General features: G+C 28.4%; 15 protein-coding genes. 9 read left to right on the forward strand and 6 right to left on the reverse strand.

Annotated features, from left to right (window positions below):
• The first annotated feature begins 219 nt into the window (after positions 1–219).
• The 4 genes from MPF13_RS12790 to MPF13_RS12805 are packed head-to-tail and all read left to right on the forward strand — an operon-like array spanning position 220 to position 3,620.
• A complete protein-coding gene (locus MPF13_RS12790) occupies positions 220–927 on the forward strand; it encodes a 16S rRNA (uracil(1498)-N(3))-methyltransferase (protein ID WP_249983089.1) in 708 nt (235 codons plus the stop codon).
• 43 nt (positions 928–970) lie between these two features.
• Positions 971–1,612, forward strand: coding sequence for a DUF4159 domain-containing protein (locus MPF13_RS12795; RefSeq protein WP_249983091.1), 642 nt, complete (start codon positions 971–973; stop codon positions 1,610–1,612).
• Positions 1,596–2,534 carry a bile acid:sodium symporter family protein gene (locus MPF13_RS12800; protein ID WP_249983093.1) on the forward strand — a complete coding sequence of 313 codons (939 nt, stop codon included), beginning with the start codon at positions 1,596–1,598 and terminating at the stop codon, positions 2,532–2,534. The genes MPF13_RS12795 and MPF13_RS12800 overlap by 17 nt, the downstream gene beginning before the upstream one ends.
• A 3-nt stretch (positions 2,535–2,537) precedes the next feature.
• Positions 2,538–3,620, forward strand: a complete 1,083-nt coding sequence (locus tag MPF13_RS12805) for a lysophospholipid acyltransferase family protein (RefSeq protein ID WP_249983129.1) — start codon at positions 2,538–2,540, stop codon at positions 3,618–3,620.
• Positions 3,621–3,793: 173 nt separating this feature from the next.
• Here MPF13_RS12805 and MPF13_RS12810 read toward each other — a convergent pair whose 3' ends face one another.
• The 4 genes from MPF13_RS12810 to MPF13_RS12825 all read right to left on the reverse strand — a co-directional run bounded on the left by MPF13_RS12810 (position 3,794) and on the right by MPF13_RS12825 (position 9,125).
• Positions 3,794–6,712: a serine hydrolase domain-containing protein gene (locus tag MPF13_RS12810; RefSeq protein WP_249983130.1), complete on the reverse strand. Its 2,919-nt coding sequence runs from the start codon at positions 6,710–6,712 to the stop codon at positions 3,794–3,796.
• A 179-nt stretch (positions 6,713–6,891) separates the two neighbouring features.
• A complete protein-coding gene (locus tag MPF13_RS12815) occupies positions 6,892–7,377 on the reverse strand; it encodes an ABC transporter ATPase (protein WP_249983131.1) in 486 nt (161 codons plus the stop codon).
• Between the two features lie 61 nt (positions 7,378–7,438).
• On the reverse strand, positions 7,439–8,266 hold the full coding sequence (locus MPF13_RS12820; RefSeq protein ID WP_249983132.1) for a 3'-5' exonuclease: 828 nt from the start codon (positions 8,264–8,266) through the stop codon (positions 7,439–7,441).
• A gap of 4 nt (positions 8,267–8,270) precedes the next feature.
• Positions 8,271–9,125, reverse strand: coding sequence for a PPK2 family polyphosphate kinase (locus tag MPF13_RS12825; RefSeq protein WP_502924474.1), 855 nt, complete (start codon positions 9,123–9,125; stop codon positions 8,271–8,273).
• A 128-nt stretch (positions 9,126–9,253) separates the two neighbouring features.
• On the opposite strand from MPF13_RS12825, the gene MPF13_RS12830 reads away from it, so the two are divergent.
• The 5 genes from MPF13_RS12830 (at position 9,254) to MPF13_RS12850 (ending at position 13,216) form a co-directional block, all read left to right on the forward strand.
• Entirely contained in the window at positions 9,254–9,757 is a 504-nt protein-coding gene (locus MPF13_RS12830) for a flavodoxin family protein (protein WP_249983134.1), read from the forward strand.
• Positions 9,758–9,795: 38 nt separating this feature from the next.
• Positions 9,796–11,352, forward strand: coding sequence for an NAD(P)/FAD-dependent oxidoreductase (locus tag MPF13_RS12835; protein WP_249983135.1), 1,557 nt, complete (start codon positions 9,796–9,798; stop codon positions 11,350–11,352).
• A 117-nt stretch (positions 11,353–11,469) separates the two neighbouring features.
• A complete protein-coding gene (locus MPF13_RS12840; RefSeq protein WP_249983137.1) occupies positions 11,470–11,979 on the forward strand; it encodes a hypothetical protein in 510 nt (169 codons plus the stop codon).
• Between the two features lie 37 nt (positions 11,980–12,016).
• Positions 12,017–12,499, forward strand: a complete 483-nt coding sequence (locus MPF13_RS12845) for a hypothetical protein (protein ID WP_249983139.1) — start codon at positions 12,017–12,019, stop codon at positions 12,497–12,499.
• A 120-nt stretch (positions 12,500–12,619) separates the two neighbouring features.
• Positions 12,620–13,216, forward strand: coding sequence for a hypothetical protein (locus MPF13_RS12850; RefSeq protein WP_249983141.1), 597 nt, complete (start codon positions 12,620–12,622; stop codon positions 13,214–13,216).
• A gap of 115 nt (positions 13,217–13,331) precedes the next feature.
• Here the strand turns inward: MPF13_RS12850 and MPF13_RS12855 are convergent, their stop codons facing one another.
• Both MPF13_RS12855 and MPF13_RS12860 read right to left on the reverse strand, forming a co-directional pair.
• Positions 13,332–13,757: a thioesterase family protein gene (locus MPF13_RS12855; protein WP_249983143.1), complete on the reverse strand. Its 426-nt coding sequence runs from the start codon at positions 13,755–13,757 to the stop codon at positions 13,332–13,334.
• A gap of 151 nt (positions 13,758–13,908) precedes the next feature.
• Complete coding sequence (locus MPF13_RS12860) at positions 13,909–14,772, reverse strand: DUF5777 family beta-barrel protein (RefSeq protein WP_249983144.1); 864 nt, start codon at positions 14,770–14,772, stop codon at positions 13,909–13,911.
• Between the last annotated feature and the right edge of the window lie 2 nt (positions 14,773–14,774).

A 14,774-nucleotide genomic window follows, 5' to 3' on the forward strand; every position in this document is an offset into this window, starting at 1 on the left:
AGTTGGAAGTTGGAAGTTGGAAGTTGGAAGTTGGAAGTTGGAAGTTGGAAGTTGGAAGTTGGAAGTTGGAAGTTGGAAGTTGGAAGTTGGAAGTTTAAAAAAATGAAAAAATCTAACAAAAATGTCATTTCAAAATGAGTTATTTTTAAACAATTGAGAAATCTCAACTAAGAAAACTTTGTACCTTTGATACTTTAAAAACTTTGCAACCACCAAACAATGCAACTATTTTATAATTCAGAAATATCTACAGAAACTTCACAAATTACTTTCGATAAAATTGAAAGTAAGCACATTGTGCGCGTTTTACGTAAAAAAGAAAACGATATTCTTAAAATTACAAATGGAAAAGGTTTTTTGTTTGATGTAAAAATTATAGTTCCAAGTGATAAAAAATGTTTAGCAGAAGTAATTCATTTTGAAGAAAAACCAAAACCTTGGAATTACTACTTACATATTGCAATTGCTCCTACAAAACTGAATGACAGATTAGAATGGTTTTTAGAAAAAGCAACAGAAATTGGTATAGATGAAATTACGCCCATTATTTGCGCTAATTCTGAACGTAGAGTTGTAAAATTAGAACGATTTGAAAAGATTATTCAATCTGCAATGAAACAATCTTTAAAGTTTACATTGCCTAAATTGAATGAACCTATAAAACTAAATCAGTTTGTCAATCAAGAATTTGAAGGGAAAGTTTGTATTGCGCATTGTGAAGAACAAGAAAAGACATTGTTACAATCTGTTGTAAAACCATCAGAGAGAACAACTGTTTTAATTGGACCTGAAGGTGATTTTTCTACTCAAGAAATTGAAAAATGTTTAGAAAAAGGGTTTACTCCAATTTCTTTAGGAGAAAGCAGATTACGTACAGAAACTGCTGCTTTAGTTGCTGTTAATACAGTTTCGTTTATCAATCAGTAAGTTTTTCTTATATTGCTTATTATTCTCTTACCAAAAACAATGAATGAAGTATAATTTATTCCTTTTTATTTCTTTTTTATTTTTTTCTGCTAACGCCCAAGATGTAGTAATTTTAAAATATAATGGTGGTGGAGATTGGTATGCAAACCCAACTGCAATACCAAATTTAATACAATTTACAAACGAGAATATTAAAACTAATATTGCTAAAAATCCGCAAACGGTTTCCGTAAATAGTGAAGAATTATTCAATTATCCAATTCTATTTATGACTGGTCATGGTAATATTTTATTTTCTGATGACGATGCTAATAATCTTAGAAATTATTTAATTTCTGGCGGATTTTTGCACATTTCAGACAATTATGGGTTTGATAAATTTATAAGAAGAGAACTTAAAAAAGTTTTTCCAGAATTAGAATTTTTAGAGATTCCAAATAATCATCCTATTTACAATCAGACTTATAAATTTGAAAATGGAATTCCTAAAATTCATGAACATGACAAAAAACCAGCACAAGGTTTTGGTCTTTTTTATGAAGGCAGATTAGTTGTTTTTTACGATTATGAAACCGATTTAAGTGATGGTTGGGAAGATGAAATTATACACAACAACCCTAAAAGTGTTAGAGAAAAAGCACTTAAAATGGGAGCAAATATTATAGAATATGCTTTTAAAAATTAGTCCGTATTTAGACATTGATGACATTAAAATAAATTTTGATACAGAAGGTCTTTGGGTTTTAAATATTGCCATTGGTATTATAATGTTTGGGGTTGCTTTGGGTATTACTATTGATGATTTTAAACGATTATTTAAAAATCCTAAAATAGTTTTTGTTGGAGTTTTGTCTCAATTTTTCTTATTACCTGCTGCAACTTTTTTAGCAATTTTAGTTTTAAAACCTCATCCTAGTTTTGCTTTAGGTATGATGATGATTGCTGCTTGTCCTGGTGGAAATGTATCTAACTTTTTTAGCAAAATGGCTGGTGGTAATGCAGCTTTATCTGTTAGTTTAACCGCTTTTGCAACCTTAATATGTATTTTTATGACTCCATTTAATTTACAGTTTTGGGGAAGTTTATACGAGCCTACCAACGAAATTTTAAAAACTGTTTCTTTAAATCCTATAGATTTATTCAAGTTAGTTTCTCTTATTTTAGGTATCCCTTTAATTTTAGGAATGTTGATTAAACATTATCACTCTGAAATGGCTGGTAAAATAGAAAAGGTTTTAAAACCTTTGTCTATGTTGGTTTTTATTGCATTAATATTCATTGCATTTTCACAAAACTTAGATGTATTTGTTAACCATATACACCATGTTTTATTTTTAGTAATATTTCATAATATTTTTGCCTTTTTCTTAGGGTTTTATACTGCTAAAGCATTTAAATTAAATCATAAAGACAGAAAAACAATTGCTATGGAAACAGGCATACAAAATGGTGGCTTAGGTTTGTTATTAATTTTTGGCTTTTTTGATGGTTTAGGTGGTATGGCTTTATTAGCAGCATTTTGGGGTATTTGGGATGTGTTTTCTGGAATGGCATTAGCTACATTTTGGGGCAATAGAGCAAAGAAAAAATTAGCAGAAAGTAATTAAGTTATGATTCAGAAAATTTGGTTTACACTAGTTTGGTCTTTTATTAAATTAGGATTGTATTTTTACAGTAATAAAATTACTGTTTTAGGCAGAAAAAACATTCCTAAAAAAGGTGCAGTTTTATTTGCTGTGAATCACCCAAATGGATTAATTGACCCATTGTTTGTTACTACAACAAACAGCAGACAAAATCATTTTTTGGTAAGAGCTGCTTCTTTTAAAAACCCTACTATTAAAAAGATTTTAGAGTCTTTGTACTTAATGCCAATTTATAGAATTAGAGATGGTATTAAACAGTTATCTAACAATCAAGAAATTTTTGAAAAGTGTTATAAAATCTTACATAAAGGTGAAACTTTAATGATTTTTCCTGAAGGAAGTCATGATAAAAAAAGAAGTATTAGACCTCTAAGTAAAGGATTTACAAGAATTGTTTTTGGTGCTTTAGAAAAACACAAAGATTTAGAAATTAAAGTTGTTCCTGTAGGTATTACATACCAACATCCTTCTGATTTCCCTACAAAAGTTACCATAAATTATGGAAAACCAATTGGTACAAGAGAAATTTTTGAAACCAATTCTGGTGCAAAATCTATTAATATTTTAAAAGCAAAAGTTAGTGAACAATTGGAAAAGTTAAGTGTTCATATTACAGATGATGATAATTATGAAACTACTTTACAAAAATTAACAGACGCTCAAGTAGATTTTACAAAAGTTAATGAAGTTAATAAAATGATTCAATCTGAATCGATACCTAATAGTAAAAATGCAAAAACAAACTTTGTAAAACCATTATTGTACCTCATCATTATAAATAGTATCATTCCGTTTTTTATATGGAAAATTGTAAGAAATAAAATTGATGAAATTGAATTTATAGATACTTTTCGTTTTGCTTTAAATTGGTTTTTATGTAGTTTCTTTTATAGCTTACAAGCATATATTGTAAGTCTTTATTTTGGTAAAACTATAGGTTTATTTTACTTTACTATTTCTGCTTTTATAGTATTAGTATATGCTAAATTAACTCCTACAAATGCAAAAAAGCATAAGGAATTCAATGAATTTGGCAAACAGATTTAGCCCTGATTAACTCTGCTTTAATATTTTTATCGAATCGTTGAATGCGAAGCATTTGAAACGGTTTGTTTGAGCTCTTTTTTATTGTCAGTTCGAGTGAATTTGTAAAGAATGAACAAATTTGTATCGAGAACTAGCAATAAAAAAAGCGAGTAGTGTAAAGTAAGAAATAGCTACTAATCTATAATAGCATCTTGTATAACTTGCTGAATTTCTGTACGCATATTACTTTTTACTAATCCGCGATTTTCCATTGTTGGATACACTCTGTTTGATAAAAACACATACACAATTCCGCTTTTTGGATCTGCCCAAGTATAAGTACCTGTAAAACCAGAATGCCCAAAACTTTCATCGGAAACACAACCACAAGTTGCTTTTACTTTTGGGTTTAATTGAGGTTTATCAAACCCTAAACCTCTTCGTACTTTTTTATCTGAAAAATAACGATGATTAAACTTATCTAAAGTGGTACTTTTTAAATAACGTTTACCTCCATAATAACCTTTTTGCAAATACATTTGCATAATTTTTGCAACATCGTTTGCATTTGCAAATAAACCTGCATGCCCACCTACACCACCTAACATTGCTGCACCCATATCATGCACATAACCTTGCAATAGTTGATTTCTATAATAATCGTCTTTTTCTGTTGGAATGATTACTTTCTTAGAAAATTTTTGAAGTGGTAAATAACTTGTTCTATTTGCTCCTAAAGATTGATAAAACTCTTCATCTACCAATGTATTTAAAGGTTTTTCGTAAGTGTTTTCTAAAGCTTTTTTAAAGATATAATATCCTAAATCGCTGTATTTATAACCATCTCTTTCTCTTTGGTCTACTTCTCTAATATATTTATAAATACTGTCTTTATAATTTTTATTTAAATACAGGTTTTTAGCAACTTTAATATTGAATTTTTTTGACTTTTTAGGTCTGTAAAATTCAGATAAATTTTTGTGTGTAATACTATCTTGAGTTTCTCTATAAAAAGGAATCCACGCTTTTAATTTACCATAATGAGACAGTATTTCTCTTACAGAAACAGTTGCTTTATTGGTACCTTTAAAACTTGGTAAAATATCTTGTAAATTAGCATTTAAAGATATTTTTTTTTCTTCTTCTGCCTTCATTATTAAAGGTAAAGAAGCTAAAATTTTAGTTAAAGAAGCTAAGTCATACACATCAGAGTTTTTAACTTTTAGTGTTTTTTTATCTGTATGATATCCATAGCTTTTATTATAAATAACCTTTCCTTTTCTGGCTACTAGTACCTGAAAACCTGGAGCCATTTTTTTTTCTAAAATTATATTTGCTAAAGAATCTATTTTTTGCAATTTTACAGAAGACATTTTTACAGCTTCTGGTATGGTATACTCAAATCTACTAAGGTTGGATGTTATAAATCCATGACCTGCAGTAAATTCATTTTTTATAGAAACTGGTAATTTTCCATTTGCCCCAAATGCTCCAAAAATTAATTGAGCAGATAATTCTTGAGCCAATTTACTATTTTGATAAGAAACAATTATTCCTTCTATATTGGTAAAAGTTTTAATTTTCAACAAACTATATGGACTTGCAAAAACATCTAAAATTACATTTTTTTCTCTTGCAATTTCTTGTAACCAAACCAAATCTTTGTTGCTAAACTTATAGCTTTTCCAAGGATGTAAATTAGATTTATGAAACCCAACTATTACCATATTATAAGGTTTTAGTTTTCTCATCATTCCATCTAAATTCTTATCAGAAACTACATCTACTTGCCCATAATTTTTTAACATTTTTACAAAATGATTTCCAGAATCATCACCTAAATTTACATATGCAATTTTGCGTTTTTCTAAATTTCTTATTGGCAAATCTCCTTTAACATCTTTAATTATTGTTAAAGAATTTTTAATTAATTCTCTGTGTAATAACTCATCTTCAATAGTATTTAAATCTTCTTGTAGGTTTTCTATTTCTATAGGTTTATAATTGTGTAAACCTGCCCAATATTTAGCTTTTAATATTTTTCTTACAGAAATATCTATTCTTTCTTCTGTTAAGGTTTTTAATTCTATTGCTTTTTTAATTAAGTTAACAGTTGCTGGTACATCTTGTGGTATTAACAACATATCATTTCCTGCTTGTATTGCTGCTAAATCTATTTCTGCAGAAGAAGAATAATTTGCTGCACCTTTCATATTTAAACCATCTGTAATTATCAATCCTAAAAAACCTAATTTTTGTTGTAATAAATTAGTTACAACATTTTTAGACAAAGAAGTTGGTAATCTTGGATCAGATTCTAAACTTGGTATGCTTAAATGCGCAGTCATAACACTTGTAATACCAGCATCAAAAACTTTTTTATAAGGATACAGTTCTATAGAATCTAAACGATTCATATCAAAATTTAAAACAGGTAATGTATGATGAGAATCTGTAGCTGTATCTCCATGACCTGGAAAATGTTTTGCATTTGCTAACACACCTTTACTTTGCATCCCTTGCGTAAATGCAATTGCTTTTTGTGTTACGTTTTCTTTCTTTTCTCCAAAAGAACGATTTCCTATAATAGGATTATCAGGATTTGTATTAATATCTACAACAGGTGCAAAATTTACATGAATTCCTAAACGATTGCAATGTTTCCCTAAATGTTCTCCAAATTGTTTTACCAAAGAATCGTTTCTAATTGCTCCCAAAGTCATGTTCCAAGGAAAACGATACGTATTTTTTAAACGCATATCTAAACCCCATTCACCATCAAAACCAATTAGCAAAGGTACTTTTGCAGTATCTTGATAAATGTTGTTTAATTCTGCTTGTTTTTCTGGAGTTCCTTGCATAAAAATTAAATTACCTACATGATATTTTGTAATCATTTCTGTAATAAAATCTTTGTGCTTTTTGTCTTTATTAGAATATGCTTGCACCATAAAAAGCTGACCAATTTTTTCATCTATGGTCATGTTTTTCATGATACTATCTACCCAAATAGTTTGCGCTTCTGCATCTTTAGTTCTTAACGGATCTACACTTTGAGCAGATAAATTAAAAACAAATCCTATTAATAAAACTACGAGTAACTCTTTCTTCATTTTTTCACTATTTTTTTGGGCGTTTTAACAGGCTTTCCATTATATCTTTTTAGTTTCTGTTCTCGATACAAATTTGTTCATTCTTCTCAAATTCACTCAAACTGACAACTAAAAAGGATGCCATTACAATCCTTAACGCAACTAATTAAAGAAGTTTAGTCAATTAAAATAAGCAACTTTTATACCAAAAAGCGCTTGTGCCAACTATCTTTAGCTTTAATTTCCCAATTATTTTCAAAATCGGCTTTTGTAGCCACCATATTATTAAAAACAATGGTTTCTGCAGTTACTTTTTGCTCTTTAGCAAATCTTTGAAAATCAGATAATTTTACTAAATTAATATTGTTATTATCTTTAAAAGTAACATTCATTTTATTCATTAAATCTAATTTCAATTCGTTTTCTATTTTTTGAATAAAACGAACAGAACTATCAATAGAACAACCAGAAACGTTGTTAAAACTCTCATCTACAGCTAAAACCAAAAATTGATTGTATTTTATTGTAAAAGATCCTTTTAAATCGTCTCCATGACGTGTCCATTGATTTATAAAATCTACTGATTTAGAAGAAATAAACTCAATTTCTTTTTCTGTAAACTCTCTATCAGATTGGTATATCCAAACACGAGATGTATTTGGTAAATTGTTATATTCTGTAAACATTTTTTTTAATTATTAGCTCATTGGATTATTAGATGATTGGAATTTTAGATTTTCTAAAAATCTAACGCAAATTAAACTTTTGTTGCAATGCTTGTAATTTTTCAGCATCAGACATTTTCTTTTTAGGAGGTGCCATTCTTTCTTTAATTTCTCTCAACACCTTTTTTGTGTATAATGGAAAATCAGCATTTTGCATCCAATTATTATAACCAGGATTTTCTTTAAAAACCTCTTCTACAGTTCTACCTTTGTATTTTCCGAAAGAAAAAATTTCTTGATCGTCTTCATTCATTAAAATAAAACCAGCAAAATCTGCTCTTTTACCATGTGTAGAATAATCGCTTAAGGCATCAACTGTATTTTCTATATCATCATATTTATCTAATTGTGCTAGTAAAATTTCATAAGTTGCATTTGTATCTGCTTCTGCTCCATGTGCGCCTTCTAATTCTTTACCACAATAAAATTGATAACCTGCACTTAACGTTCTTTGTTCTTTTTTATGAAAAATAACTTGCACGTCTATGGCTTTTCTATTTTTCATGTCAAAATCAATTCCTGCACGCATTAATTCTTCTGCTAATAACGGAATATCAAATCTATTAGAATTAAAACCCGCTAAATCAGCATCACCAATCATTTCATTTACTTTTGGAGCCAATTCTTTAAACGTTGGTTCTGTTACAACCTTTTCATTTGTAATTCCATGAACATCTATTGATTCTTGTGGTATTTCTATTTCTGGATTTACCAACCAAGTTTTACTTTCTTTATTTCCATTAGGAAATACTTTTAAAATTGATATTTCTACAATTTTATCAGTTGCTATATTAACACCAGTTGTTTCTAAATCGAAAAATACAATTGGTTTTTTTAAATCTAAATTCATTTGTTTATTCGTTATTCAATTGATTTTTAAACTCTTCTACTTGTGCCTGAATTTTAGCAGGCAATGTAGGTTCTTTAAAATTATACTTTTTTAATTCTGCTATAACAATATCTGCTAATATTAATCTTGCTGTTGGTTTATCATCTGCAGGAATTACATACCAAGGTGCATTTTCTTTAGAAGTTCTGTTTAATAAATCTTCATAACAAAACTGATATTTATCCCACAATTTACGTTCTTTTAAATCTCCTGCAGAAAATTTCCAGTTCTTTTCTGGCAAATTCAATCTACGTAAAAGTCTGTTTTTTTGTTCTTCTTTAGATAAATTTAAAAAGAATTTTAAAACAATGGTTCCACTGTCTGTTAAATGTTTTTCAAATGCGTTAATTCTATCCATTCTATTATGGTAAAAATCATCATTTAAATCTTCTAAAGTTTTTACAGACGGTATATTTTCTCCAAAAACATAATTTGGATGTACTCTAGTAACCAACACGTTTTCATAATGAGTTCTATTAAAAACACCAATTTTTCCTTTTGCTGGTAGTGCAATATAATGACGCCATAAAAAATCGTGTTTCAACTCTAATTCTGTAGGCACTTTAAAACTATGCACCTCTACTCCACGTGCATTTACATTTTTAAAAACCTCTCTAATCAAGCTATCTTTACCAGAAGTATCCATTCCTTGTAAGCAAATTAGCATACTATATTTGCCCTCTGCATACATAGTATCTTGAATTTTACTAAGTTTTTTACTTATCTTTTTTAACTTCTTTTCTGCATCATCAACAACTTCTTCTGTCTCAAAATCAGAAAGTTGAATTTTACTTTCTATTTTATATTTACCTTTACTCATCTTCATATTAAATATTTTTTAAAGATAGAAAAAAAACTTTTGGTTTACATTGATTTTCTCTTCTCATAAATAGATAATTACTATACTTTTTTAAACAGTTTTATTAATAAAAAACTGAAATTTATATCATGAAAAACAAGGTAATAATACAAGCAAGTGCAAATAGTTTTGGAAACACACATAAAATAATAAACTTTTTAAATAGTGATAATAGCTTTGATGTTATCGATTTAAAAACAAAAAATATAGGTTGTTTTGAATATGATTTTTCAAATGCTAATGATGATTTTCTTCCATTAATGGAACATATTATTAAAAACTACGATACAATTGTTTTTGCTACTCCTGTTTATTGGTATTCTATGAGCGGAATTTTAAAAGATTTTTTTGATAGAATGTCTGATTTACTTCACTTTAAAAAAGAATTGGGCAGAAAACTAAGAGGTAAAAACATGGCTATGATTAGCAATTCTGGAGAAAATGATTTAAGAAATGGTTTTGAAATGCCTTTTGTAGAAAGTGCAAAATACCTTGGTATGAATTACAAAGGAAATATACATACTTGGTTTAATGGTGATGAAATAGCTACAGAAGCAAAAGACAAAATTAGTGCTTTTAGAAAGTTGATATAGTTAAAAAACAACTACAAAGTTTTCCATACTTTTGCAATATGGTAAAAGAAATTCAGCTTCGAGTAAATTTAATTGAAGAACGTAAAGAAAATACACTTTTATACAAAGCCTCTAAACAATTAGGCATTGATAAAAATGAAATTTCTGCTGTAAAAGTTTTACGAAAATCTATTGATGCTCGTAAAAAAGACATCATTTTTAATTATAAAGTTGCTGTTTATATTAATGAAACTGTTCCAGAAAAATCTGATTATCAGTTTGAATATAAAGATGTTTCTAATGCCAAAGAAATACATATAGTTGGTTTTGGACCTGCAGGTATGTATGCTGCATTACGTTGTATAGAGTTAGGTTACAAACCCATTGTTTTAGAACGTGGTAAAAATGTACAAGACAGAAGAAGAGATTTAAAAGCCATAAATCAAGATCATTTTGTAAACGAAGATTCTAATTATTGTTTTGGAGAAGGTGGTGCAGGCACGTATTCTGATGGAAAATTGTATACCCGAAGTTTAAAACGTGGAGATGTAAGAAGAATTTTTGAAAACCTTGTTTTTCACGGAGCTACAGAGCAAATTTTAATTGATGCTCATCCTCATATTGGAACCAATAAATTGCCTAAAATCATTCAGAATATTCGTGAGAATATTATAAAATTTGGTGGTGAAGTTCATTTTGAAACTAGAGTTACCGATTTTATTGTTAAAAACAATAAACTACAAGCTATTCAATTACAAAATGGACAAGAATTGTCTGTAAATTCTGTAATTTTAGCTACAGGTCATTCTGCAAGAGATATTTATGAATTGCTAGACAAAAAGAAAATTGCTTTAAAAGCAAAGTCTTTTGCAATGGGAGTTCGTGTAGAACATCCACAAGAAATAATAGACCAAATTCAATATCATTGTTCTGGAGAAAGAGACGAATTGTTACCTGCTGCTGCTTATAGTTTAGTACACCAAGTTAATAATAGAGGTGTGTATTCTTTTTGTATGTGTCCTGGTGGATTTATTGTACCTGCAGCCACTGCAAATGGCGAAGTTGTTGTAAACGGAATGTCTCCAAGTAGAAGAAATAACAAGTTTGCTAATTCTGGAATTGTAGTAGAATTAGATATTGATAGAGACTTTAAAAAGTACGAACATTTAGGGGCTTTAAAAGGATTACAATTTCAAAAAGATTTAGAAAAAATTGCTTTTTATGCAGGTGGAAGAACGCAAACAGCACCTGCTCAAAGATTAGGCGATTTTATTGATGGAAAATTATCTACAGATTTAAATGATTGTTCATATCAACCAGGATTAAAATCTGCTCCATTACACTCTTTATTACCAAAAATAATTGGTAGTAGATTACGAAAAGGTTTTGCTGCTTTTGGGCAAAAAATGCATGGATATCATACAAACGAAGCAAATATAATTGGTGTAGAATCTAGAACCTCTTCACCTGTAAACATACCTAGAAAAGAAAACTTAGAACATATAGAAATAGAAGGTTTATTTCCTTGTGGAGAAGGTGGTGGTTATGCTGGTGGAATAGTTTCTGCTGCTATGGATGGAGAACGTTGTGCAGAAGCTGCCATTGCAAACCTGTAATAAAAACGGGTTGTTTTCTTATTGATTTTTTAGCTTAAAATTGGTAACTTCGCTAACTTAGTATACAACGAATTATAACTCGGTCATATACGAAATCACTTGGCAACAATTTAAGAAATGACGAAATACATTCGAATTTTTATAATTCTTTTGACTTTATCTGCTTGCGGACAAAAAGAAACTAAAAAGAAAACACAAGAAAATGTGAATGAAAAATCTGCGGAATCGGAACAAAAAAGTGAATCTGAAAAAGTGGAAAAATGGACTGATTCGAATGGCAACGTTTTCACCCAAAAAGGAAATGAAATTTCTATAATTCCTGCCAAATACAATAAAACTGGAAAAACATACAAAGTATTTATTTACAATGAGACTTCTGACGAAATTGGAATAATTGAAAATCTAAAAATTAATCCGAATGAGTTCCGAGTTTTTAACTTAAAAGACATTGATACACTTAAATTAGACAACGGAGTGAAATTTATGTTCGGAGAAACCTATGGTCTTGAAATTGAGGATAAGCAATCTCAAGTTAGTGGTCTTAGCGGAAAGTTTTTAGATGAATATAATGTTCCTGATGAGGCAGAATGGGCTTTTGTTATAGTTCCAGAAGGAAAAGGCGATTAAAAGGAAAAATATTACGAAAAATTTAAACTCACCAAAATTGGAAAAAACTCAAACTGACTTTATTAACAAATTAGGAATTGGAGCATTTACTTATATTTCAATTAGTGAATTTTGTGGATTAATTGAATACTTATTTGAGAACGTTTTAATAATTGCCGGAACAAAACCCATAACAACAATTTGGCTACCTGAAATAATGAGTCTCTTTCTTTTTACAATAATTGTGGTTTGGGGAATAAAAAAATACAACAGACCGATTGAAATTGACACACGAAAAACTCTGAAATCTTTAATAACTATATTCTTTGGAATTTTGATATTGCAATTTCTATTCTCTTATTTCGGAACTGACTTTTTGATGGAAAAATATTCAACGGAATTTGAAAATTATGCAAAAGCAAATAAAGGGAGTTTAATGTTGCGAGGTTACCTTTCTTTCCTTCCAATTTTACAATTCGTGATATTGGGAATAATACTATTGATTAATAAAAAAACAGTTGCCAACAACGTGTATAATTAATTGCTTTGGCAAGTGCCTATTTGGAAAATTCCTTCGGAATTTTCTCGCGTTCGTTTTTGTTTACTAAATTAGTTGCTGAAACACGCAACTAACCATACACAAAACCGTTAGCGAATATTTATGAAAAAAACACTTACTTTATTGATTATTTATTACTTATTTTTTTCTTGTACTACAAGTAAAGCCATTAGAAATACGGCTGTTAATAATGGAGATTGTAAATATATATTTAAAAATGGTTTTCAAAACATTACAGATAATAATGTATTATTAGTAATTAAAAATGACACCTTACTTTTAACAGAAATAAAATACGAATGTACTTTCCACTCTTTTTACACAGGGGGAATTATGTATAATAAATATGGGAAATGGAATAATACTTTATCTACAAATAACGGAATGGCAATGATGATTTGGAACGATATTAAATTATTTAAGAATGATACAACAAGATTTAACATAGCAACCAAAGGTACAGAAAACACAAAAACTATTAACTCTTCTATTATGGTATATGATAATAACTATAATGATCTACTATCAGAGAACTCAAAGTATAGAGAAAAATTGATTGATTATTTCTCAAAACGTATAAAGAGGTATAGAAATATTGATAAATTTTATGAAGAATACTGGAAAACAGTTGACCCAAAAAGATGGGAAACCATTCAGTTCAATAGAAAAATTAGCAAAAATATTAATAAAAAACATTAGCTAACACCTCATAAGATTTATGCTTACATTCGAACTAACATTAACGACAAACATTCAATTAACGATTTTCAATTCGTAAAAATTTTATACAAACACGTTAGCGAACTGTTAAATACTAACCTACTCTTTTATAGCTTTCTTTTTGTTGTAAAAAATATTTAGATATATTTTTTGGAGGTATTATAGTAGTCCAAGAATTATAATCAAACCAATACAATTCTCTTTTTATTGTTGCACATTTTTCTTTTTTATCATTATAAAAGTGTACTTCTACATTCATTTTTTGAGCACAATACCCCAATGTTTTAAATTCTAATTGAACAGAAAAAGTTTGAGTAAACATTAAGTTTTGATAGTGAATTATTTGATCATTATTTTTTTGCAAACCAACTTTTAATGTATTCATTTTTAAACTCGAAAACCCATTTACAAACAAAAAGGTTTCTACAATTTTTGAAGCATATTTTAGATATCCAAAATTTTGCATCACCATAAAATCGTTTACATATTCTCCTTTAACTGTATAGGTTCTTTGAAACATAGAGTAAGTTTAAATTAATTATTAGATACTAATTACATTCGTTTTACCTTCTAAAACAGAATGACTTAAATTTAAAAGTAGATTGTTTTTTTTTATTTAAGAGTGTAGTTAAAACAATCTACTTTTTGTGGTTCCTTTTAAAATATCTATTCTAAAACGTTCTTGAAATATTAAAACCAAAATGAATATCTCCTCCAAAAAAATTGCCTGTTGTTTCGGTTATAAAACTTTTTTCAATCATGGTAATAGCGTTTGATAAAATAAGTTGAAACACATGTCCCCCAGTTTCTATATCTACACCAAAAGCTAAAGAATTTCTTGCATTTATAGATTCAGATTCATCAAAAGCTAAGTAATACTCACCATTTAAAGAAACCCTTTTGCTTAATTTTATTCTAGTTCCTAAACCAAGTGCAAAAATATCATGAGGATCTGCATCTATTTTTACAGTATTTCTATGAACATAAGTTGGTGTTATTTGATAAGAAAAAGAAGGACTTACTTTTTTAGCAATTAAAACCTGACCAACATAAGATAAACTCTCTGCAAAAGTTCTTTTATCTGTAGGAGCATAATCTTTTAATGTTTTTACAGCTACACTTCCAAATAATGAAATTGCAAACGGAAAAGAATTTTTACCTGTTTTTTGTTTCAATAAACTATATTTTAAAAAACTATCATACGTTTTCTCAAAACTAGATCTACCAAAACCAATTGTTAAATTATCGTTTAAACCATATTCTAAAGAAAAACGAATATTAGATTGATCTAAACCAAAAAGCTCATCAAACCCTAAGTTTATACGTCCAAATCTATGAGAAATTATAAATTCTAATTCTTTATCTTTTCTATTTTCTATAGAATGTCCATTTAAAATTCTGGTTCCTTTAAATGTTGCTGTAACTATATTTTCGGTTTTAGGTGTTTCGTTATCTAAAACATCTAACAAATCATCTTGAGCTTTAACATTTAACCCAACAATAACGAATAAAATGGTTAGTATGTATTTTTTCATCT

This window comes from Polaribacter sp. Z022 (assembly GCF_023555495.1).
Lineage (GTDB): Bacteria > Bacteroidota > Bacteroidia > Flavobacteriales > Flavobacteriaceae > Polaribacter.